This is a genomic window from Paracoccus litorisediminis (assembly GCF_009711205.1).
Classification (GTDB): Bacteria; Pseudomonadota; Alphaproteobacteria; order Rhodobacterales; family Rhodobacteraceae; genus Paracoccus; species Paracoccus litorisediminis.
Genome location: NZ_WMIG01000029.1, coordinates 12,921 through 33,720, shown reverse-complemented (window position 1 = coordinate 33,720; position 20,800 = coordinate 12,921). Strand labels below are relative to the sequence as shown.

The 20,800-nt window shown below is 62.2% G+C and carries 20 protein-coding genes and 1 pseudogene; 7 read left to right on the top strand and 14 right to left on the bottom strand.

The window, feature by feature from the left end:
- Positions 1 to 4 precede the first annotated feature (4 nt).
- The 11 genes and pseudogenes from GL300_RS24040 to GL300_RS23990 form a co-directional block, all read right to left on the bottom strand.
- On the bottom strand, positions 5 to 859 hold the full coding sequence (locus GL300_RS24040; protein WP_155042219.1) for a branched-chain amino acid ABC transporter permease: 855 nt from the start codon (positions 857 to 859) through the stop codon (positions 5 to 7).
- 81 nt (positions 860 to 940) lie between these two features.
- Positions 941 to 2,119 carry an ABC transporter substrate-binding protein gene (locus GL300_RS24035; RefSeq protein ID WP_155042218.1) on the bottom strand — a complete coding sequence of 393 codons (1,179 nt, stop codon included), beginning with the start codon at positions 2,117 to 2,119 and terminating at the stop codon, positions 941 to 943.
- A gap of 57 nt (positions 2,120 to 2,176) precedes the next feature.
- Entirely contained in the window at positions 2,177 to 2,941 is a 765-nt protein-coding gene (locus tag GL300_RS24030; RefSeq protein WP_155042217.1) for a GntR family transcriptional regulator, read from the bottom strand.
- Positions 2,942 to 3,346: 405 nt separating this feature from the next.
- Positions 3,347 to 3,600: pseudogene (locus tag GL300_RS26960) on the bottom strand (IS30 family transposase); the annotation flags it as partial.
- Positions 3,601 to 4,311: 711 nt separating this feature from the next.
- A complete protein-coding gene (locus tag GL300_RS24020) occupies positions 4,312 to 5,079 on the bottom strand; it encodes an enoyl-CoA hydratase/isomerase family protein (RefSeq protein ID WP_155042215.1) in 768 nt (255 codons plus the stop codon).
- Entirely contained in the window at positions 5,076 to 6,200 is a 1,125-nt protein-coding gene (locus GL300_RS24015; protein WP_246195398.1) for a type 2 periplasmic-binding domain-containing protein, read from the bottom strand. The genes GL300_RS24020 and GL300_RS24015 overlap by 4 nt, the downstream gene beginning before the upstream one ends.
- A complete protein-coding gene (locus GL300_RS24010; RefSeq protein WP_155042213.1) occupies positions 6,200 to 7,396 on the bottom strand; it encodes a CaiB/BaiF CoA transferase family protein in 1,197 nt (398 codons plus the stop codon). The genes GL300_RS24015 and GL300_RS24010 overlap by 1 nt, the downstream gene beginning before the upstream one ends.
- Before the next feature lie 10 nt (positions 7,397 to 7,406).
- Positions 7,407 to 8,159: an SDR family NAD(P)-dependent oxidoreductase gene (locus GL300_RS24005; protein WP_155042212.1), complete on the bottom strand. Its 753-nt coding sequence runs from the start codon at positions 8,157 to 8,159 to the stop codon at positions 7,407 to 7,409.
- Entirely contained in the window at positions 8,159 to 9,334 is a 1,176-nt protein-coding gene (locus tag GL300_RS24000) for an aldose 1-epimerase family protein (protein WP_155042211.1), read from the bottom strand. Before GL300_RS24000 ends, GL300_RS24005 begins: the two co-directional genes overlap by 1 nt.
- A gap of 78 nt (positions 9,335 to 9,412) precedes the next feature.
- A complete protein-coding gene (locus GL300_RS23995) occupies positions 9,413 to 10,327 on the bottom strand; it encodes a sugar phosphate isomerase/epimerase family protein (RefSeq protein ID WP_155042210.1) in 915 nt (304 codons plus the stop codon).
- 18 nt (positions 10,328 to 10,345) lie between these two features.
- Positions 10,346 to 11,431, bottom strand: a complete 1,086-nt coding sequence (locus GL300_RS23990; protein WP_155042209.1) for a Gfo/Idh/MocA family protein — start codon at positions 11,429 to 11,431, stop codon at positions 10,346 to 10,348.
- 196 nt (positions 11,432 to 11,627) lie between these two features.
- Here GL300_RS23990 and GL300_RS23985 point away from each other — a divergent pair, with 196 nt between their 5' ends.
- Both GL300_RS23985 and GL300_RS27355 read left to right on the top strand, forming a co-directional pair.
- Complete coding sequence (locus GL300_RS23985; protein WP_155042208.1) at positions 11,628 to 12,635, top strand: LacI family DNA-binding transcriptional regulator; 1,008 nt, start codon at positions 11,628 to 11,630, stop codon at positions 12,633 to 12,635.
- Between the two features lie 565 nt (positions 12,636 to 13,200).
- Positions 13,201 to 13,488, top strand: coding sequence for a HipA domain-containing protein (locus tag GL300_RS27355; RefSeq protein WP_155042228.1), 288 nt, complete (start codon positions 13,201 to 13,203; stop codon positions 13,486 to 13,488).
- Between the two features lie 700 nt (positions 13,489 to 14,188).
- On the opposite strand, the gene GL300_RS23975 is transcribed toward GL300_RS27355, so the two are convergent.
- Together GL300_RS23975 and GL300_RS23970 are read right to left on the bottom strand one after the other, a co-directional pair.
- Positions 14,189 to 15,856: an amidohydrolase gene (locus GL300_RS23975; protein WP_155042207.1), complete on the bottom strand. Its 1,668-nt coding sequence runs from the start codon at positions 15,854 to 15,856 to the stop codon at positions 14,189 to 14,191.
- 38 nt (positions 15,857 to 15,894) lie between these two features.
- Positions 15,895 to 16,248 (bottom strand): cupin domain-containing protein, encoded by a 354-nt coding sequence (locus GL300_RS23970; protein WP_155042206.1) that lies wholly within the window; start codon positions 16,246 to 16,248, stop codon positions 15,895 to 15,897.
- 171 nt (positions 16,249 to 16,419) lie between these two features.
- Here GL300_RS23970 and GL300_RS23965 point away from each other — a divergent pair, with 171 nt between their 5' ends.
- On the top strand, positions 16,420 to 17,001 hold the full coding sequence (locus GL300_RS23965) for a GNAT family N-acetyltransferase (protein ID WP_170297800.1): 582 nt from the start codon (positions 16,420 to 16,422) through the stop codon (positions 16,999 to 17,001).
- A 79-nt stretch (positions 17,002 to 17,080) separates the two neighbouring features.
- Here GL300_RS23965 and GL300_RS23960 read toward each other — a convergent pair whose 3' ends face one another.
- Complete coding sequence (locus tag GL300_RS23960) at positions 17,081 to 17,497, bottom strand: arsenate reductase/protein-tyrosine-phosphatase family protein (protein WP_155042204.1); 417 nt, start codon at positions 17,495 to 17,497, stop codon at positions 17,081 to 17,083.
- 324 nt (positions 17,498 to 17,821) lie between these two features.
- On the opposite strand from GL300_RS23960, the gene GL300_RS23955 reads away from it, so the two are divergent.
- The 4 genes from GL300_RS23955 to GL300_RS23940 all read left to right on the top strand — a co-directional run bounded on the left by GL300_RS23955 (position 17,822) and on the right by GL300_RS23940 (position 20,777).
- Positions 17,822 to 18,004, top strand: a complete 183-nt coding sequence (locus GL300_RS23955; protein WP_155042203.1) for a ribbon-helix-helix protein, CopG family — start codon at positions 17,822 to 17,824, stop codon at positions 18,002 to 18,004.
- 83 nt (positions 18,005 to 18,087) lie between these two features.
- Positions 18,088 to 19,524: a CHAD domain-containing protein gene (locus GL300_RS23950; protein ID WP_155042202.1), complete on the top strand. Its 1,437-nt coding sequence runs from the start codon at positions 18,088 to 18,090 to the stop codon at positions 19,522 to 19,524.
- Position 19,525: 1 nt separating this feature from the next.
- On the top strand, positions 19,526 to 20,290 hold the full coding sequence (locus tag GL300_RS23945) for a ParA family protein (protein WP_343043196.1): 765 nt from the start codon (positions 19,526 to 19,528) through the stop codon (positions 20,288 to 20,290).
- Positions 20,283 to 20,777 (top strand): CYTH domain-containing protein, encoded by a 495-nt coding sequence (locus tag GL300_RS23940; protein WP_155042201.1) that lies wholly within the window; start codon positions 20,283 to 20,285, stop codon positions 20,775 to 20,777. Before GL300_RS23945 ends, GL300_RS23940 begins: the two co-directional genes overlap by 8 nt.
- Positions 20,778 to 20,800 lie beyond the last annotated feature (23 nt).

Here is a 20,800-nt window from a genome sequence, read left to right as displayed (position 1 = left end):
TCCTTCAGCGGGCGCGGGCAATCAGGCCCTGCGGGCGCAGGATCAGCAGCAGGATCATCACGAGATAGATCAGGAAGGCGCCAAGCTCGGGCAGGTAGTATTTCCCGGCGACATCAGCCGTGCCGATCAGCAGCGCCGCGATGAAGGGGCCGGTCAGGCTGGCCGTGCCGCCGATGGTGACGACGATCAGCACATAGACCATGATCTTCAGCGGAAAGGTCGGGTCGAGGCCCATCATCTCGATCCCCAACGCGCCACCCAGACCGGCAAGGCCCGAGCCTACAGCGAAGGTCGCGGCAAAGATCCCGCCGACATTGATGCCAAGACCGCGCGCCGCGCGCTGGTCATCGACCGCCGCGCGCAGCCGCGCCCCGAACCGGGTGCGGCCAAGGATCAGTTGCAGCCCGACGACCAATGCCGCGCAGATGACGATCAGGAAGGCCCGGTAGCGGCCGATGCCGACGCCGAAGACCTCGAACCGGCCCTGCAACCAGCCGGGCAGGGTGATCAGCTGCTGACCGGAGCCCAGAAGCCAATCCGTCCCGGCCATGGCCATGAAGACCAGCGCGATCGAGAACAGCACCTGATCCAGATGGCTGCGGCGGTAAAGCCGGGCGTAAAGCAACCGCTCGGCGACCACGCCCACCAGCGCCGGGACCAGAAAGGCAAAGGGCAGCGTCAGCAGGAACGGCATGCCCAGACGGTTCATCGCCAAGGCGGTGACATAGCCCCCGATCATGGCGAATGCGCCATGTGCAAGGTTCACGAAATTCATCAGCCCCAGTGTCACGGCCAGCCCGGCAGCCATGACAAAGAGCAGCATTCCATAGGCGATCCCGTCAATCAGGATGGTCAGCATGGGCGCGTTTCCCTGGCATGCGGGTAGCGGCCCTGCGCCGATCGCCCGGCGCAGGTGAGGCTCCCGCAGGGTTGGATGGGTTCAGGAGCCGGTCTTGCCGGGGTCCTTGACCGCCTCGAAGGTTTCGAACTCGATATTCCAGAGCTGGTCGCCCTGGCGTTCGACGCGGCGCAGATAGACGTTCTGCACGATGTCGCGCGTCTCGGGGTCGATGCTGATCGGGCCGCGCGGGCTTTCCCAGGCCAGACCCTTCATCGCGGCGATCAGGGCATCGCCAGAACTGTCGCCGCCGGTTTTTTCCAGCGCGGCATAGATCGCATGCATCCCGTCATAGCCGCCGACCGCCATGAAATTCGGCCGCATCCCGTCATTGGCGCTTGCGAAATCAGCGACAAATTTCTTGTTCAGCTCACTGTCATGGGCCGCCGAGTAGTGAAAGCCGGTGATCGCGGCCAAGGCGGGGTCGCCCATGCCGTTCAGGATGTCGTCATCGGTGATGCCGCCATCGGCCAGCAGCTTGACGCCGGTCTTGTCGAGGCCGCGCTCGACGAATTGCTTCATGAACTGCGCGCCGACCCCCGAGGGCACGAAGGCAAAGATCGCGTCAGGCTTTGCATCCGCGACCTTCTGCAGGAAGGGCGAGAAGTCGGGGTTCTGCAGCGGCACGCGCAGGGTTTCTGTCACCTCGCCGCCCGCCGCGCCAAAGACCGCGACAAAGGTCTTTTCGGCGTCCAGCCCCGGACCGTAATCCGACACCACCGTCACGACCTTCTTCATGCCCTGGCCCGCGGCCCATTCCGCGATCTTGGAGGTCACTTGCGGCGTCGTGTAGCTGGTGCGCACGACATAGGGCGACTGTTCGGTGATCGACGACGTGGCGGCGGCCATGACCACGGCGGGAACCTTGGCGCGGGTCGCCAGCGGCGCGGTGGCCATGGCCAGCGGCGTCAGGCCAAAGCCCGCGATGACGCCGACCTTGTCGCGTACGATCAGCTCCTGCGCCAGCCGCTTGGTGGTATCCGCGACCGAGGCGTCGTCCTTGACGATCAGCTCGACTTTGCGGCCCGCGACCTCGTCGCCATTCTGCGCCATGTAAAGCCGCGCCGCCGCCTCAATCTGGCGCCCGGTCGAGGCGAAAGGCCCGGTCATCGGCAGGATCAGCCCGATCTTGAACGGATCGCCCGCGGCCAAGGCTGGCATTCCGGCAAGCGCTGTCGAGGCCACCAGGATCGCTCCCAGCAGCAGGTTTCGTCTTTGCATCTGATACTCCTCCCTTTTCTGGCTTGCGGCAGCCCCCTCTGCTGCCGTTGACTGGTTTCAGCCGGTTTCCTCATCCGGCTGACGGATCAGAGACGCGCCGCGAAGCAGTTCCAACGAACGGCTGGATTCGACGGCGCGCATCAGGTTTCTTTGCGACAGGCGGGCATGTTCGCGCATGATCGCTTCGGCCCGCGCGCCCTGACGGCTGCGGATGGCCTCGATCACGGTGCGGTGGTGATCCTGCCCGATCAGCAAATGCTGGCGCGCGGCGCGGTCGTTCTCATACATGCCAACCAGCGAGCTTGCCGAGGCGAAGGGCCGATTGTTGGCCCGCGCCAGTTCCTGGATCAGCAGCGTGCTTTCGGTCGCCGCGACCAGCTTCTGGTGAAAACGGCCATTCAGCCGCTCATAGGTCGGAAGATCCGCGCGAGAGAAGCCGTCATCGGCCAGCAGCGCTTCGATCTGGGCGGACAGTGCGACAAGTTCGTCCAAAGCCGCGCCCGGACAGCCGCGCTCGGCCAAAAGCCGCGCGCAAAGCCCCTCAAGAACGCCGCGCAGCTCGATGGTTTCGGAAATTTCGCTGGGCAGAAGCAGGCGGATGACATAGCCGCCCGCCGGCATCGCGGTCAGCAGCCCTTCGTCGGTCAGGCGCTGAAGAGCGGCCCGGATCGGCGTGCGAGACATCGACAGCAATTCGGCCAGCTGCGTTTCGGTATAGCGCATCTCGGGCTCAAGACGGCCATCGATGATCATGTCGCGCAGGGTCATTGCCGCGCGAACGGTCTGGCTTTGGCCGATTCTTGCACTGTCCTCGGAAACCATCAAAACTCTCCTCCTGCAGCAAATGTATACAAAGAATTTTCGATACGAAAAGAATTGATCATTATTCTACACCATAAGTCGTAATTTGATGATAAATACGCCTGTATGTGTATACAGATATAACTCGGATCCGCAGGGCCGACCGTTCCGCGAATGGCCCGGCGAGGCCAAAAGCGTGTCCGCCGCCCGTTGCAGATGCCGCGCTACGACCGCGCTGGTACGATCCGCATGCCGCGTGATCGTCGCATCGGCCAAGGCGCGATGTTCGTTATCCGCGCCGCACCCGAGGAGCGGGAAATGGCATCGGATGAGGGCGATAGCGTTCGGCCTATTTGGACAATTGATTGTGGCGGCGCGACCATCAGATGCTGCCGAAGTCCGCGACCAAAATGTCGTGGAAGGCCCGACCGTGCCTTTCTGCCAGGGCGATTGCCGTTCACAAAACCAAGTCGCAACGTCAGTTAGGGCCATGCCAAGAACTCGAGTCCTCGGTCAAAGCTCATCGAGCGGCGGGCATGGGCCAGCAGGGGAGCTAGGCTGGTGATCAGGCCGTCCATGATCGGGCGAGATCGGCGACAGGCATTTTCTAGTTGCACTGTGAGGCGGCTGACCCGCTCGACCAGTGAGGTCAGGTTGGTGATGCCGAATTTCTTGCGGAACGGATGATAGGCAATCGAGGCGTTTTGGCTCACCGAATGTTGGGGCAGAATACCGGCCGTCTTATGCCCCTTGGGTAGAAGCGTGACGACTTCGCGCAGCGTGCGGTTCGGGTTGCTGGGCGCAAGAATCTTGGCGAACAGGCGCATCTGGCCCGCAGCGGGGCCTCTCTCGCCGCTGATCGTCTCAAACAGTTCGGTAGCAGGCCAAAGATCTCGCCGCGCCTGACCTCAAAATTGATGTTGGACAGAAGCTGACCGTCAGCCACGTCCAGCAGGGGCAATGCCGGCGCGGTGTCATCACGCTTGCGCAAATGTTACCGGGACGGGCTTTACTTCCCGATGTTGCGTCGATGGGATTAATCCGCAGCGGTGTGATGAGAAGGCCGTTGATGGCGTCCGTGTCTGCTCCCGCGCACTCCCCCTTCATCAGCGCCAGTGCGTCCGATCCGATCGCATGCATTACCATGGCCGAGCAGACTGCCGACAATCCGCTAACAGGACCGAGCGAAAGATCGATCCCGCGCGATGATGACGAGTGCTTGACCCAGCGCCAGAATGGCCACGACCGTGGTTTGCCGCTCGGCATTCATAACAGTGCGCTGGGGCAGGAAATATTCGCTGGAGAAACTCGGCTAGACCGCAGCCAGAAGTAACATCGCAAGTGCTGAAAACTTGCGATGTCGCAGGATTGCCCGCAGCTCCAGTGTCATGTCAGCGCCTCCGGAACAGCGGCTGGCGCTTGGCGGCAAAGGCCGCGCGACCCTCGTTTGCGTCTTCGGTCGCAAAGCAGATGGTCTGCAGGTCGCGCTCATAGGCGATGGCTTGTTCCAGCGGCATGTTGAAGGCGGCGGCAAGGTTGTCCTTGGCGGTCTCGGCGGCGATGGGAGCGCGTGCGGCAATGGTTGCGGCGATCTCGACCGCGCGGGCACGCAGGGCGTCGGTCGGATGAGTTTCGCTGACCAGCCCCCATGACAAGGCCTTTTGCGCGTCGATCGGCTCGCCGGTCATCACCATCATCGCGGCGTTCGAGGGGCCGATGGAATGGGCAAGCAGCGCCGTCATGCCGCCGCCGCCGATCCAGCCCAGCTTGATCTCGGGGGCGGCCATGCGGGCGGTCTCGGCGGCGATGCGGATGTCGCAGGACAGTGCCATTTCAAGGCCGCCGCCGAAAGCATAGCCGTTGATCGCCGCAATCGACGGCTTACGCAAGGCGCGGAGGGCATCGCAATATTCGGTGCGATTGCGGAAATCCCAAGGCGTGGCATAGCTATCGAGCAGCGAAATGTCCGAGCCTGCGCAGAAAGCCTGGCCCGTTCCTGTCAGGACAACGGCGCGAATGGCGTCGTCGCCGTTGCAACGGTTGACGGCATCGACCATCAGCTCGGCCATTTCCGGGGTCATGGCGTTCAGCTTTTCCGGGCGGTTGTAGGTGATGATACCGACCTGCCCCTCGATTTCGAATATCAGCGGCGCGGTCATGCAGGCATCTCCGTTTTGTGCGAGGCGTGGAACAGGTCGGCGATTTGTGCGGCAAGGGTTTCGGGGGCGGCGTCTGCCGCGAACCCTTCGCGCAATGTGGCCGAAGCTGCGGCCTGGAATGCGATGAAACCGTCATGGCGCGGTCGGATCGAGGCAGCCTCGAGCGTCGCCGCGGTTGCCGCGAAGAAATTGCCCGTCTGGCTGTTCACCCGCGGATCAAGCCAAGCCTCTCGGGTGCCGGGCTGGCCATCGTGGTCGGGGATGAAACCGCGCTGGACCTCGGGGCTCATCAGCCACAGCAGGTGCTGCCGCAGGGGTTCGTTGACCGTGCAACGGGTCGAGATCGCGATGCCGGTGCCCCCAAGGATCGACCCGGGGCTTCCATCCGCTGAGATCCGCGGTGCGTCGGAAAAGGCCAGCGGAACGGCACGCGAGGGTGCGGCATAGTTCACATATCCATAGATCAGCGGGCACAGTGCCACATCGTCGTTCCCGCCCGACATATGCTCAAGAATGCCGATGGGGTTCAACGCAGCGACTGCGGCAGGGCTGTGCGCGGCCAGATCGGCGAGCAGCGCGATGGCGCGGATAGCGGTTGTGTTGGCCATCCAGCGGTCGCCGTTGCGCAAGTTCAGGCCCGGTTCAATGGCCTGCACGACCGAAAGGAAGGACAGGAAGGCATGCGGCCCGGCCAGCGACAGCGCGACCTTGCCGGTCTGGCGCGACAGTTCCGCAACCTCGTCCCAAGTGCGGGGCGGGGTCTCGACCAGATCGGGGCGGCGGGCCATGACCTGCGTGGCCGCATCCAGCGGCAGCGCCCAAGGCCGCCCCTGCATCACATAGCTTGCCATGCTGGGGCCGATGGCGCGATTGGAGATTGCGTCCAGTTCCTCGGGTGAGAACACCTCGTCCAAGGGGCGCAGGCAACCAAGCGACAAGGCTTCGCCCAGATGCGGGTGGTCGAGGACGACCAGATCATAGCGCGCGCAAAGCTCGCCGATCGGGGCGCTTTCGAAGCCTTCCAGCGGTTGCGCGTCCCAGCTGATCGGCCCGCCTTGGGCCTGCGCGGCTTCCAGCGCGTGGCGACCGCGCGGGTGGTCCCATGTCAATCCGCGAAACATCAGACCTCTCCCCGACCGACGGCACCCTGGGCGACGAGCGCTGCGATCTCAGCCGCATCATAGCCTGCGGCGGACAGCACCTCGTCGGTGTGCTGGCCGGTCAGCGGTGCGCCGTAGCGCAGTTCGGACGGGGATTTCGAGAAACGGATCGGGAAGCCGGGCGTTTTGACCCGTCCTTCGGTCGGGTGGTCGTATTCGATGAAGGTGCCATTATGCGCGATCTGCGGATCTGCCAGCAGGTCCGAATAGCCATAGACCGGACCGACCCAGATGCCCTCGGCCTCCAGCCGGGCCAATGCGTCGGACTGGGAGAACCTGGCAATCGCGGCGCGGACCAGAGCAAAGGTCTCGTCGCGTTGCTCCCATCCGGCGCTCGTCTCGTCGAGTTCCGCAAGGTGCGGGGCGTCCAATGCACGGGCAAGACCAGCGAAGTTCGGCATGGCGAGCGCGATGAACTTGCCGTCATTCGTCCCGAATATGCCGTATGGTGAACGGATATAGACATGGGCATGGGGCTCAGCCGAACGGGTCTGCGGCTTTTGGCCGATCGTATAGACCGAGAGTTCCTGCATCTGGATGGTGGTGATGGCGTCGAGCATATTGACCTCGACCTTCTGGCCCTCGCCAGTCCGTTCACGATGGTAAAGTGCCGCCAATGCGCCCTCAAAGGCGGTATAGGCGGTGATGGCATCGACCAGATATTGCCCGGCAGGGGTCGGGGCCTCGCCCTCGCGCCCGGCGGAAAGCATGGCACCGGACATGGCCTGCAGCAGCAGATCCTGACCGGGGCGCTTGGCGCTGGGGCCATCCTCGCCATAGCCAGACATCGAGACATAGATCAGGCGCGGATTGACTGCGGCAAGGCTGTCGTAATCGACCCCCAGCCTGGCCGCCACGCCGGGCCGGTAGTTCTGGATGAAGACATCCGCCGTCTCGACCAGCTTTTGCAGGACCTGCTTGCCGCCTTCGGATTTGAGGTCCACCGCCAACGAGCGCTTGTTGCGGTTCAACGACAGGAACGAGACATTGATCTTGTTGCCGGTGATACCGCCCGCCGGGGCGTGGCGCTGCCATTCTCCGGTCAGCGGTTCGATCTTGATGACATTAGCTCCCAGATCGCCCAACCGCTGCGCCGCAAAGGGGCCAGCCATGGCGATCGAGCAGTCGAGGACGGTAATTCCGTCGAGAATGCCCATGATATGCTCCTTAATGCATGGTCCAGCCGCCATCGACGGCGAGGGACTGTCCTGTGATGAACCCGGCCTCATCGGACAGGAAAAAACGAATACTGGCGGCGATATCGCCGGGATGGCCGCGGCGTTTGATCGCCTGCGAATCCATGATCCGGGCGGCATAGCCTACGGGGTCGGGATGGATCTTCTCGGCATCGGTCGGGAAAGCGCCGGGGGCGATGGCATTGACCGTGATGCCCCATTTGCCGAATTCCCGCGCCCATGCCCGGGTCAGGCCCAGCAAAGCACCCTTGGACTGGACATAGGGCACGAGGTTCTCCCACCCGCCGGTCAGAGTGATCGAGGTAATGTTGATGATCCGGCCCCAGCCCTGCGCGCGCATTCCCGGCAGGGCGGCGCGGGTGCAGATCAGCGCGGCTTCCACATTGACGGCATGGACCAACGCCTGTTCCTCAAGGCTGTATTCCTCAAACGGTTTCGACGGATAGATTGCGGCGTTGTTAATCACTGCATCCAGCGCGCGCGTGGTGGTCAGTTGGTCCAGCAGGGATTGCAGCGCGGGCTTATCGGTCAGGTCGCATTCGATCAGATGCAGCCGCGCCTTGAGATCGGCTGGCGTATCCGCGATCAGGCTTTCATTCTTGCGCGCATCGCGGTCCAGAACGATCACTTCGGCCCCCGCAGCCAGAAGTTGCAGGGTCGTCTCATGGCCCAGTCCACCCGAGGCCCCGGTGTAAAGAATGCGGCGTCCGGTCAGGTTGCTCATCAGCGGCCCTCGATCTTGCGGAAGTTTCCGGTCGGTTGCGGATAGTCAGTGTCGGGCTGGGAATGGATGCCGCGAATGCGGGCCTCGGCTGCGGTGACGGCCTCGGCATCGGGCAGGATGACGAAGCGGCTGTCATAGGCGCGTTCCTCGCCATGGTTCAGCCAAATCATTTCACCCCGCTCGCGTGCGGCAAGATTGCCCAGAACATGGTTGGTCGAGGGCTCGATCCCCAACGCATATTGGCCCGATTGCAGATTCTGCCATTCATACTGGCAGGGGAACTGGTCCTTGCGGGTCACGACCATGAAGCCAAGGCCAAGCCGGTCATTGACCAATGCCACGGGAACCTCTCCGGCGGTATCGGCCAGCAATTCATGCTGCCAGACCTGCTCGTGGAAATTCATCTGCGGCGCGGGTAGGCTGCGATAGCCCACGCCTTGCGCCTGATAGCTGCCCTCATGCGCGGCCCAGACGGTTTCGGCGACGGGGGCGAGGTAGCGCGCGCCTTCCTCCAGCACGGGATGGCCGACATTGATGTGATAGCAATACATATGCGGCGTGCGGTAGAAGCCGCGGTTCACGACCCGGTCGGACAGGCGGATTTCATCCGTGCCGACTTCGATCTCGATGCGGCGATGTAGTTCCAGATGCTCACCGAAAACGGCGGATTGGGTGATAGTGCCCTCGGCCCATAGGAAGCAGCGGTCGCCTTCCCACCGCTCACCGTAGCCGGTCAGATGCGCGGGGATCGTCCCGGCGCGGCCGTGCAGCGAATGCGAGGCGGTCTTGCGCGGGCCATAAACATAGCTGTCAGTCGGGACCTCGTTCATGAACAGGATATGGTCCAGCCCGCAGGTCACTATCAGCCCCGAAAAACTGCGCATCCAGCCAAGGCCGCCTTCGCCCTCGTATTCCGCCAGCGAGGGGTGGCGGAAGCCCGAGGGCGAATGCCAGCCGATGGCACGACCGTTATGCTCGCAATCCGCGATGTCCATGCAGCGATCAATGAGGACGGTGAAGCGCAGGCCCGATCCGCTGCGGAATTCCAGCATCCGGTTGCCCCGCTCCAGCCCGTTGGACAGCTTCATCAGCCGGACGCCTGCGGCATGGGACAGGCCACCGCTGGCGGCCTCGATGTCGCGCCGGGTAAAGGTTTTGCCGTAAAGTTCTACCATTATTCCTTGTCCTGCATGATGCGAGGTCCGTTGGCAGGACGGGAAATCGTCCGCCCTGCCAGAGACTGCCGGGAAGGGTCAGCAGCCGTTTGCGCGCAGCTTGCCGTCAAGGAATGCCTTGGCGCGGGCCACGTCGGATTCGTCCAGATGCTCGATGATCATCGGGATGTTGGGGTGTTTCTGTGCCAGCCGCTGCAGGTACAGGTCATAGTTCAGCTCACCCAGACCGGGGGCTGGCAGCTCGATCTCGCCGACGCCGCGGAAGGTGTGGCTTTCCGCCGCCGAGGCATCACCGATATCCGAGTGCTTTTCCGATTTGTCGTCGCCCGAGCGCTTCACGTCCTTGGCATGCGCGATCTTGATCTTGTCCGAAAGCGCGTCGAAGACGTAGTTCAGCGTCTTGTCCATCTGGCCGATGTTATGGGCCTCGAAATAGTTGGTCGGGTCCATCAGCAGGCCAAGGCCGGGATGATCGACCTCGGCGAACATGCGCAGGGTTTCCTCGACCGAACCGACGACGTTGTTCACATAGGTTTCCAGCAGGAAGACCGCGCCGTGATCCCATGCGAATTTCGCCAGATCGGTGATGACTGCGCGGCAGTCGTCCCAACCTTCCTCGGTCTTGTTCTTGGGGTGGTGGACCCAATCGCTGCTGGTGTCGAAGGTCCCGGTCTCCGAGATCACATAGGGCGAGCCGAGATATTGCGCATGGGCCAGGATCTCTTTCAGGCGGTCCAGACGGACCTTGCGCGTGGCCGGATCGGGATGGACGATATTGGTATAGGCCGAGGTGCAGCAGATCGGCAGGTGGTGGTCGCGGAACGTGTCGCGGATGGTGCGGCATTTTTCGGGCGTCACTTGACCGTCCGAGACGTCGATATCGCTGAAATGCAGGTCTAGCTGGACCGTATTGAAATTATGGGCACGGATCTTTTGCGCCGTGGTTTTCAGATCATAGGGGAAATACCCTGTGAAAATCCCTGCTTGCATCATGACTGGTTTCCTCCCGTTTCAGTCCTGAGAAATATCGTGGGCGACGGTCCGGGCCTCGTCGATCGAGCGATAGGCCGCCTCGACCAGCGCCATGGTCCGAACATTGTCGGCGACCGAAAGGGCAGGGGCCTCGCCGCTGTGGATCGCCCATTGCAGCTGTTCCATCACGCCGATGAAGGCATGGGGAAACCACATCGTGTCCCATTCCGGGCTGACCCATGCGCCGCCGGTTTCCTTGCGCGAGGCATAGGTCAGCGTTGAAGGTGCGCCGGTCGGCCAGCCGATCGTGCCCTTGGCGACGCCCTCGGTCCCTTCGACGCGCCAGTTGATGTGCTGGTCGTCGGCATAGCCCTCGGCGCGCGGGCCGGACCAGACATCCTCAAGCGACAGCGCCAGCAGCCCCGAAGGAAAGCGCAGCATGGTCGAGACGATGCCGTCCTGATGCGCGAATTCGGTGCGGGGATCGGTGCGGGTGACGGTCGTGACCTCGCTGGGGTCGCCGAACAGGAACCGCAGCACGTCGAGATGATGAACGCTCATATTCGACAGCGTCAGCCGGTCGTAACCTTGCAGGAAGCCCTGCCAATGCGGGATGGCGTGCATGTCGATCTGGGCAAAGACCGGCTCTCCCAATGCGCCGTGATCCAGAAGCTGTTTCAGCACCCGCATCGATTGATCGTAGCGCATGTTCTGGTTGACCGAGAGGATCTTGCCCGCGGCCTTGGCCTCATCGCGCAAGGCCCGCGCTTCCTCCAGCGACAAAGCCAGCGGCTTTTGCGCAAGGATGCCCTTGATATGCGGCTGCCTCAGGGCGTGGCGGATCAGCGCGGGCTGCAGATGCGGCGGATAGGCGATGTCGATGATGTCGAGCGAGGCATCCGCGATCAGCGCCTCGGGCGTGTCGTGCACGGAGGCGATACCGTAGCGCGTGGCAATTTCTTCGGCCTTTTTCCGGGTCCGCGAGGCGATGGCCCCCACGGTAAAGCCACCAAGGCGATAGGCTTCCAGATGGCACTCGGCCATGATCATGCCCGCGCCAATGGCACCGATACGATAGTCACGGCAGCGGATCACCGGGTCCGCGGTCAGATTTAGGGCTGTCATGTTCCTCCTCCGACGGGCCTCCTCCTGCCCGCAGCATGCCGAAAGATGGCACGCAAAAAACGTCACCAGCAATCATCTATTCCCGTCATTTGCCATCATTTTACGTCATTCTTGAGGTTAATCGGCAGATTCTGTCTTGCGTGATGATGGAAATGAGGTTTTTGCTGGTGTGCATCACCGCCCTTTCAGGACCGAAATGCGCACCACCATCATTGAAATTGCCGAAAGGGCCGGGGTTTCCCCTGCCACCGTGGACCGTGTGCTGAACGGGCGCAGCGGCGTGCGGGAGCGCACGCGCGAAATCGTCCAGACAGTGGCGCGCGAACTGGGCTATTTCGGACCTGCTGAGGCACCGCAGTCGAGGCGCGTGCGGCTGGATTTCGTGCTTCCCGCGGGCAACAACAGCTTCATGCGCAACCTGCGCAGCCAGTTGATAGACGAGGCCGCGCGGCACGCGGATGTCCAGTTGCGTATCCATGATGTCGAGGACTGGGGCGGTGGCCGCATCGGTCGCCGTCTTGCCGAGCTACGCGGCCAGACCGATGCCATCGGCGTCGTCGCCCCCGACCGTCCCGAGATCCGCGAAGAACTAAATGCCCTAGCCCGCGAAGGTGTCCGCATCGCGACGCTGGTTTCCGATGTGCCGGCCATCGACAAGGTCGGCTATATCGGGGTCGATAACCGCGCTGCGGGACGTTTGGCGGGGCTGCTGCTGGGGCGCTTCCTTGGTCCGGCAATGAACCGCAATATTGCGCTGTTCGTGGGTTCGCGCGCCTATCGCGGCCATGAGGAACGCGAAATGGGATTCCGCTCGATATTGGCCGACGAGTTTCCCGACCTGCGCATCACCGGCTATGCCGAGGTGGGCGATGACCGCGAGCATGCCTATGACGAAATGCGTCGCATTCTGAGCACGGGTCAGGTCGACGGAATCTATAACATCGGATCTGGAAATCAGGGTATCGCCCGCGCGCTGCGCGAGGCCCAGTTGAGCCAGCGCACCGTTTTCATCGGGCATGACCTGACTGATGCAACCCGGCTCCTCCTGCTTGACCGGACGATGGATGCGGTGATCGACCAGAACCATCGTGTTCAGGCGCGGGAGGTTGTCAGGCTGCTGGTTTCAGCGGTCCGCGGCACGTCCGAGCAAGAATACCCACCGCGACTTCAGGTCGTGTTTCGAGAGAATATCCCTTTGAGTTAAGGGCGCTTGGGGCGTCGTTGAGAGGACATCGAGTCTGGGTCCATTGATTTGATGCGCTGGCATAGTTCGGATTGTCGTGGGGAGGCCTGACTAATGATCAACCCGCTCTGACGGTCTATGCTAAAGCGACCTCGCGCGCTTCTCTGCTGACAGACACAGCCGTCCGCGTGTCGCGTCTTGCTCAACATAGTTTCACCAACCGCAACGGGTGACCCTAAGCGTTAACTGGCAGTTTTGTTTCTGCCCTCTATCTGGGGGCGATCCACATGCCTTTTGCCCCAGAGCATGGTCTGCCGGGAGCCGCTCACTCCTCGATCTCGGTGATCCCGGTCCAGACTCTCGTGTGAATGAGGACATGAGGTCTTTGCGCGACCACAGGATCGAAATGAGCCCTAGCTGGTAACATTTACTGATCAAAGGCCGGGCCTCTTCGGATGAGCTTGGGAGCGTCGAGGCCGAGATCGCCTATGGGGAATTGATGAGAGCGGCGAGAGTTTCAACCAGTCCGATGTTTGCGCTTAATGGTGCCAAGGTGCGGTTCCTGGGGACGGACCGTTTCGATTGACTGGATGGATCTCGCCTGCATGTAGCGACAGTGGCCGCTCTGATCGACAGCGGATTGCGGCACCGGATCATCGACTGTATCGACTTGATGCGGATGGTGAAGGCAATTTGTCGAAGACCGGCCGCAGTCGAAGAGATGTTCCGGCGTATGGTCTTCAGTGTTCGCGCCCCGAATCGCGACGATCATGTGAGAAACCACGCCTTTATCATGGATGCCCGAGGATCCTGGTCCTTGGCACCCGCCTATGACGTTTCTTTCTCTGAAGGGCCGGGTGGTGAACATTCTTAGTTGTGGCCGGGGAAGGGCGGAAGCTTGGTTTGGGGGCATTTCCGGAAGTGGCGCGCATTGCCGGGATCCGGCCAGAAAGGCGAGATGACATCATAGCCAAGGTGGATGGCGCAATTAGCTCAATGGCTTGAGACTGGAAGGGATTTGGATGTACCCGAGCGCTTGCTGACGCAGATTCGAGAGAAATGGCGAATGCAAGACGCTGGAAATGAACCAGATCATGAAAGGACCCGGCCGGTTTGAGCCGGTCCTTGGAGACTAAATCACTGCGTGGTCGCGTGCGGCGCGTTGCATTTTCCTCCCAGCGATCAGGCGTCGCAGCGCTTCGCCGCTGCTCGACTCCACTCGCATGCCGACGGTGGCGGTCCATGCGTCACCAATTAAAGTGCGGAAACCGACATCGCAAAAGAACGGTACCTACCGCCCCGCGATCAGAGTACGAGCTGATCCCTTATCGGCGGGCAGGTGAAAAGGACATGCGGTCTTACAGTTGAGAAGAATCCCAGAGCGGTGCAACAATGAGTATCGCAACTTAAAGTCCGAGCAAACGACAGGACTCCGGCCCCATTGCCGCCGATCAGTGCGACAAATATTGCACGGCGGCAATCGGCGGCCAGTCAGACGCGCCGCAGCGAAACGCTTTCAGCCAGCTTACGGTGCGGACGGTCTTTGCCCCCGAAGAGGTACTCGCCGCGCGTCTTCAGGCCAATATTCCAGGGTCGTGGATGATGCGGCCACCGCAGATCGTCAGGATTACGCCCAGATCGGGGATCTTGCTTGCGTCCGTAGCTTCGCCGTCCCCGCCCAGCATCACGAGGTCGGCGGCGAGTCCGGGGCGCAGGGTCCCCGTCACCTGGTCGCGATGGGCCGCCCAGGCGCCGCCCGCCGTGTAGGCGTGCAGCGTCTCTAGCAGCGACAGCCGCTCATCGCGGGCACTGTCATAGGGCTCTCGCGTCAATGCCGCAGCGATCCCACGCAGCACCGAGACATCTGCCACCGGCCAGTCACTGGAGAAGGCGACTGCGGCGCCTGCCTTAGCCAGGCTGCGCCATTGGTAGGCATCCGCCCAACGCGCTGCGCCGATCCGCGAAAGCGTCGGCTGCAGCGGGAAATCCATCGCCCCCGGCGCGTGGGGCGGTTGCAGGCTGGCGGTGATGCCAAGTGACGCCAGCCGGGGAATGTCGGCGGGGTCGATCAGCTCGATATGTTCGATGCGGTGGCGACTGTCGCGGGGACCGTTGGCGGCGCGGGCCGCCTGATAGCCATCGATCACCACCCGCACCGCGCCGTCGCCAATGGCATGGACTGCGATCTGCAAGCCGCGCCGGTCGATCTCGGTGGCGATCTCGTCGAAGCGCTCCGGCGGAAACAACGGCTCGGACCGGTGGCCGGGCTGGTCGGGGTAGTCTTGCAGCATGAAGGCGGTTCTGCTGTCGATCACGCCGTCCATGAACATCTTGACGAAGCCGGAACTGATCCAGTCATCGTCGAACTCCGCCGTCATGGCCGAGGCGCGGTCGAGCGCGTCCAGCCCCATATGCGGCTTGAAATGGAACGGAACCTTCACCCGAAGAGGCAGCATGCCCTCGGCCCGCATCTCGGACAGCAGTTCCAGCGTGTAGCGATTGCCGTCCATATTGACGAGGCTGGTCACGCCATGCGCGGCGCAATGCATCATCCCCTTGAGTAGCAGCGCCTTGTCTGCGGCGCGCTCGGCCTGCGTGGGCCATGGATCGGGCTCCTCGCCGGTGGCAATGCCAAGGTTGATGCGCCCCTCGCCCGCATAGGCGATCAACGGGCCAAAGGCCTCGAACTCGCGTAGCTCGCCGGTGGCAAGGCCGTCTTCCCCCATGACGACCTCGTGGCCATGCGGCATCTCGGCACCGTGGAGCAGCTCTGCGGCCTTCAGCGCGGCGGTGTTGGCCCAGACCGTGTGCAGGTCGGGTGACATCATCGCGATGGGGCGGTCGGCGATCATCGCGTCCAGATCGTGGCGCGTGGCGGGCATGTCGAGGATGGTGTAATGCGCCTCTTGCGCCATGAGCAGCGGCATATCGGGGTTCGCGGTGGCAAAGGTTCGGAAGGCGGCACCCACCGCCTCGGCCCCGTGCAGATGACCGATATGCAGATGCGTCAGGTCTGCACCGCCAAGACCCACATGGACATGCCCTTCGAAGAAGCCGGGCAGCACCGTCCGCCCGCCTGCGTCGATGATCCTTGTCCCCGGCTCGGCCAGCGCAGCCACCTCTGCTGCGCTGCCCACCGCGAGGATGCGTTCACCGGCAATGGCCACGGCCTCGGCGCGGGGGTGGTCCGGGTCCATGGTCAGGACGCGGGCATTGGTCAGGATCAGGTCGGCGGTGGTCATGAGGTGGTTCCCGAGAGGGGCAATCGCAGCAATGCGGCTTACTTCAGCTTGATGGCGAAGTGTTTGCGCACCGGTTCTTCGATGGTCCAGGTGCCCTTGAAGGTCGGCTCGACCACGAAGGCGTCGCCAGGTGTCAGCGTGACCGGCGCACCGCCGTCGGGGGTGATGGTGATGCGGCCCCCGATCAGGTGAACGAATTCATAGAACTGGTAGCTCGCGTGCCAGGTGCCGGTCGTCGCCTCCCAGGTGCCCGAGATCATGCTACCATCGAGCGAGGCGTGCTGCACCCAGTAGCGCATGGTCGGGTTGCCCTCGACCTTCGTCCATCCCTCCAGATCGGTCGTGATGGGCTCTGGGCCCGGTTCGGGGAAGCGGAAAACCGTGTCGTTCATATCTGTCCTCGTGAGGCGCTTATGGGATCGCATCACTTGGTAGGCGGCGCCCGCGCGTCGCGCAAGCCAGACCATCGGAGCAGGCACGCGATCCCCAAAGGGGCTGGCGAGGGGGCGCTAAATCGTCAAAGACTAAAGCGCGCGAAGAAAGCAGGCAGGGATACGAAACGAATGGACATTCGCAAGGCCAGGGCATCGGATGCCGCGCATCTGGCGCGCTTCATCAACATGGCGGCGGATGACCTGCCGCTGCATTTCTGGCGCAAGACGGTCGGCCCGGATGGCGACTCCTGGGCGCTTGGGCAAGAGCGCGCGGCGCGCGAGACGGGCAACTTCTCCTACCACAACGCTTGGCTGGCCGAGGTCGACGGTGCGGTGGCCGCCTGCCTGCTTGGCTATGCCGCCGAGGACCAGCCCGGCCCGATCGACCCGGACACACCGCCGATCTTCGTGCCGCTGCTGGAGTTGGAAGCGCTGGTGCCGGGATCATGGTACCTGAACGTTCTGGCCACCTACGAGGCCTTTCGCGGTAAGGGATTGGGCAGCGCGTTGCTGGCATATGCCGAGGTGATCGCAGCCGCCGCCGGTCACGACACTATCAGTCTGATCGCCGAGGACACGCATCAGGACGCTCTCCGCCTCTATACGGCGAAGGGCTACCGGCAGGTCGCCCGCCGTCCGGTCGTCAAAGACGACTGGGATGTCGATGCAAGCGAATGGATATTATTCACGAAGCCCGTCGGTATCACCTGATCTGGCTACGCAAGGCCGCATCCGGAAGAGCCGGGTCAGTTCTGCGCCACTCCTTCCGCTTGCTACGCTAGGGCGGGCGTCAGGCAAGGCAGGTCGTCGTCCCGCAACTGCATAGCATGAACTGCGGGACCGGTGCTGATGAGGGGGTGGCAATGTTGCCGTGTCCACGCACACAAAGTGCTGCATCGGGCCAAAGCAGACAGACCTCGCTTTCCGCGTCGTCGCGGTCGTCGCAAACGGTAAAAACGAAATCCATTCGTGGCGCTTCGGGACGTGTGAACGCGTCCCAGCTTTTCGAACGGAGGCCGTCGGCTTCATGTTCGAGCCGTTCGAGCCGCTTCAGGGTAAAAGGATGCATCTTGGCTTTCGGCATCGAACCAGCCGTGAAGCGTTGAAGCGGCCCTTGCCTTCGGTTTTCAAAAATGGCCTCGGCCATGATGGAGCGGGCTGAGTTTCCGTGGCAGAGAAACAGGACGTTGTAAGCTTGGTCGGACATGGCATCCGCAGCAGATGCGGGTGACCTGGTCCAGATCGCGCAGTCAGGCGCGGCCTGACGTCGCGGTAATCTGGCATGAAAAGCCGGGCGGACCTTGTGACCTCGTCCCGAAATTCTGGACTTCATCCTTGTTAACCATTCGGCCATTGCTCTGTCAAAGGAGGTGGGCCGACATTCTGCGCGCAGGAAAGTGGGTCGAAGGCGCCTGACCTTTAGACAGCTTTCCAGAAACCCAAAATACGTGTGAGCTCTGCCCACGAGACCTCACTTGCGGTCGTAGAAGACCGATGACATCATGACGTCAAATAGTGCTCGTGGTGGGATATGCCGAAAGCCAAGAAAGCCAGTACTTCTGAGCCAAAGGAGGATAAGATCAACACCTCCCTTCGCCTCGATCGTAAAACCCTGAAGGCGCTGAAGGTCCGCGCCATTGATAACGACACCAGCGTCCAAAAAATCATCGAAAAGCTGATCACAGCCTATCTCAAGAAGACGGCAGAACGGTAACCGTGACCAAAGTGGCAAGTGGCATCATCATTCTCGACGGGTTCCCGAACATAGAGGAACGCATCGGGAAACTGACAGCACGGGTGAGCGAGTCAAAGGACGACATACCCTTTGTGCTGCTTGACTGTCATGACGAGTCGATCCGAAAAATCGACCGGGCTCTGATGGAAACCGGCGAGACGCTGACTTTGCTCAGCAACAGTGAGGTCCTGACCCAGCCAGGCAAAGGCTCGGGGCGGTTTGTTGCGGATCTGGCCGACGGTCCGACGAAACGCGCGCTGAAGGGAACCTCGCCGCTAAGAAGCCTGCTGGTCGTCGGCTCGGGCATGCTCAACCATGCACAGCTTGCGCTGGTGGATGACGAGGGCAAGACCCATGCGCGGGCCGATCTCACTGTGCTGACACCGGACGGTGCTGGCCGCACGGTGAGGCTGGTCTCGTTGCAGGGGCTCCGGGGCTATGACAAGGCGCTCGCGGCGTTGTCGGCATATCTGCGCGGCCCCGCCCCGGAAAAGGACCATGGCATCGCGGACCTGGTGGACATGCTCTTTCCCGAGCACGAGTCCTATGATCCGAAGCCCGAGACCGTGATCGCACCGGACGAGATCGCCTATGATGCCGCCAATGACATCATACGGACCCATCTTGCCGTGGCGCGCCGGAACGAGGCCGGGATCATCGCCGACCATGACAGCGAATTCCTGCATGACTACCGTGTCGCCTTGCGCAAGATCCGCTCGGTCATCAGCCTGTTCCGTGGCAGCTATGGAGAGGCGCAGACTGCGGACCTGAAGCGGCGGTTTTCTGATCTCATGACCCCGACCGGCCGGTTGCGCGATCTGGATGTCTATTTGCTAGGGCGCGATGCCTTTTACGACTTGCTGCCCGAGTCCCTGCATGACGGGCTGCGACTGATGTTCGACATCTTCATCCGCGAGCGTCGGCGCGAACATCGCAAGTTCGTCAAGCTTCTGGAAAGCCCGCAATATCGGATCGCGCTGACCGAACTGGAGGTCCTCTTCGCGCAAGGCTCCCGCCCGGAACCGGGTCCGGAGGCCGCGCATCCGGCGCAGGACTATGCCTGTGGGCTGATTTGGCATCGCTATCGAAAGGTCTGCAAGATCGCGGCCAGGATCACCGAGGAAACGCCGGACGAAGAGGTGCATGAGCTGCGGATCAACTGCAAGAAGCTGCGCTATCTGATCGAGCTTTTCGCGCCGCTTTTCCCGCGTGGACGACTCAAGGCGCTTCTGTTACCGCTCAGGGAACTTCAGGAAAACCTTGGTCTTTTTAACGACTATTCAGTCCAGCAGGCTGCACTGCAGGACTTCCTTGCGCATCACCCGCTCAAGGCACAGCAGGATGAACGCGCCATGGCCACCAGTATCGGCGCGCTGATCGCGATCCTGCATCAACGCCAGGCACAGGAACGGGCGCGTGTTGTCAAAAGTTTCGAAGCTTTCGACAGCCCGGCCACCCGGCGCGAATTCGCCAGCCTGTTTCGTAGGAAAGGAGCGTGATGTGAAGATTATTGCCTGTTACAGCAACAAGGGCGGCGTGGGCAAAACGGCGACAGCGGTGAACCTTGCCCATGCCTTTGCCCAGTCTGGCGCGCGGGTGCTTCTGTGCGACCTGGACCCGCAGGGGGCGTCGGGCTTTTATTTCCGCGTCAAACCCTCGAAGAAGCTGCTGGATGAGGCCTTCTTCAAGGATACCGAACGCTTTGCCAAGGCGATCCGCGGCAGCGATTTCGACAATCTCGACATCCTGCCCGCCAACATGAGCTTCCGTGATTTCGACGTCTTTCTGTCCCGCATGAAGCACAACCGCGAACGGCTCGGCCGATCACTGAAATCCGTGGCGGGGGATTACGACATCGTCCTGCTGGACTGCCCACCGAACATCTCGATGCTGGCAGAGAACGTGTTCGAGGCCGCCGATCACATCGTCGTCCCGGTCATCCCGACGACACTGTCCGAGCGGACCTTCGAGCAGCTTCTCGATTTCCTCGATGACCATGCACAGGCCGACAAGCAGAAGGTCGTGGCCTTCTTCTCGATGGTGCAGAAGCAAAAGACATTACATGCCGAGACCATGGCCCGGATGCGTGAGACCTATCCCGATCGGTTTCTCGCGGTCGAAGTCCCGTTCTCAACCGATATCGAGCGGATGGGCACACATCGCGCGCCTGTCGCGACCTTCGCCCAGACGCGCCCGGCAGCAAAAGCCTATGATGAGCTACAGCGCGAATTGCGCGCGCGCATGGAAGGGACGACGGATGACTGACCGACCGCTGGAAATCGAACGCAAATTCCTGCTACGCATCCTGCCCGACCTCGACGGCGTCCCGTCGGCCGAGATCCGGCAGGGCTATGTCACCTCCTCCGAGGATTCGATCGAGTTGCGGCTGCGCCAGTCCGACAAAAACCATTTCCTTTCGATCAAGGGCGGTGAGGGCCTTGTCCGTTCCGAGCGCGAGGTGGCGATCACCGCCGCGCAATTCGAGGCGCTTTGGCCGGAAACCGAGGGTCGGCGGGTGGAAAAGACCCGCTTCAAGGGCGGGCTTCCTGGTGGTCAGACCTATGACCTCGACATCTATGCCGGAACATTGAAGTCGCTGATGACCGTCGAGGTGGAGTTTCCTTCGGAGGCGGCTGCGGAGGCTTTCGTGCCGCCGGACTGGTTCGGCATGGATGTGACGCTGGACAAGCGCTATCGCAACAAGGCGCTTGCAGTAGTGGATTCCGAAATGCTTGCGAAGCTTACGGGCTGATGAAGAAGCGTTATGGGGGCGAT

Bases quoted from the DNA above. Each gene is read 5' to 3' on its own strand.
- GL300_RS23990 (WP_155042209.1), bottom strand. From the start codon at position 11,431: ATGACAGCCCTAAATCTGACCGCGGACCCGGTGATCCGCTGCCGTGAC.
- GL300_RS24020 (WP_155042215.1), bottom strand. From the start codon at position 5,079: ATGACCGCGCCGCTGATATTCGAAATCGAGGGGCAGGTCGGTATCATC.
- GL300_RS24010 (WP_155042213.1), bottom strand. From the start codon at position 7,396: ATGGGCATTCTCGACGGAATTACCGTCCTCGACTGCTCGATCGCCATG.
- GL300_RS23960 (WP_155042204.1), bottom strand. From the start codon at position 17,497: ATGTCCGACCAAGCTTACAACGTCCTGTTTCTCTGCCACGGAAACTCA.
- GL300_RS24000 (WP_155042211.1), bottom strand. From the start codon at position 9,334: ATGGTAGAACTTTACGGCAAAACCTTTACCCGGCGCGACATCGAGGCC.
- GL300_RS24015 (WP_246195398.1), bottom strand. From the start codon at position 6,200: ATGTTTCGCGGATTGACATGGGACCACCCGCGCGGTCGCCACGCGCTG.
- GL300_RS23970 (WP_155042206.1), bottom strand. From the start codon at position 16,248: ATGAACGACACGGTTTTCCGCTTCCCCGAACCGGGCCCAGAGCCCATC.
- GL300_RS24035 (WP_155042218.1), bottom strand. From the start codon at position 2,119: ATGCAAAGACGAAACCTGCTGCTGGGAGCGATCCTGGTGGCCTCGACA.
- GL300_RS24005 (WP_155042212.1), bottom strand. From the start codon at position 8,159: ATGAGCAACCTGACCGGACGCCGCATTCTTTACACCGGGGCCTCGGGT.
- GL300_RS23995 (WP_155042210.1), bottom strand. From the start codon at position 10,327: ATGATGCAAGCAGGGATTTTCACAGGGTATTTCCCCTATGATCTGAAA.
- GL300_RS24040 (WP_155042219.1), bottom strand. From the start codon at position 859: ATGCTGACCATCCTGATTGACGGGATCGCCTATGGAATGCTGCTCTTT.
- GL300_RS23955 (WP_155042203.1), top strand. From the start codon at position 17,822: ATGCCGAAAGCCAAGAAAGCCAGTACTTCTGAGCCAAAGGAGGATAAG.
- GL300_RS23940 (WP_155042201.1), top strand. From the start codon at position 20,283: ATGACTGACCGACCGCTGGAAATCGAACGCAAATTCCTGCTACGCATC.
- GL300_RS23965 (WP_170297800.1), top strand. From the start codon at position 16,420: ATGGACATTCGCAAGGCCAGGGCATCGGATGCCGCGCATCTGGCGCGC.
- GL300_RS24030 (WP_155042217.1), bottom strand. From the start codon at position 2,941: ATGGTTTCCGAGGACAGTGCAAGAATCGGCCAAAGCCAGACCGTTCGC.
- GL300_RS23975 (WP_155042207.1), bottom strand. From the start codon at position 15,856: ATGACCACCGCCGACCTGATCCTGACCAATGCCCGCGTCCTGACCATG.
- GL300_RS23985 (WP_155042208.1), top strand. From the start codon at position 11,628: ATGCGCACCACCATCATTGAAATTGCCGAAAGGGCCGGGGTTTCCCCT.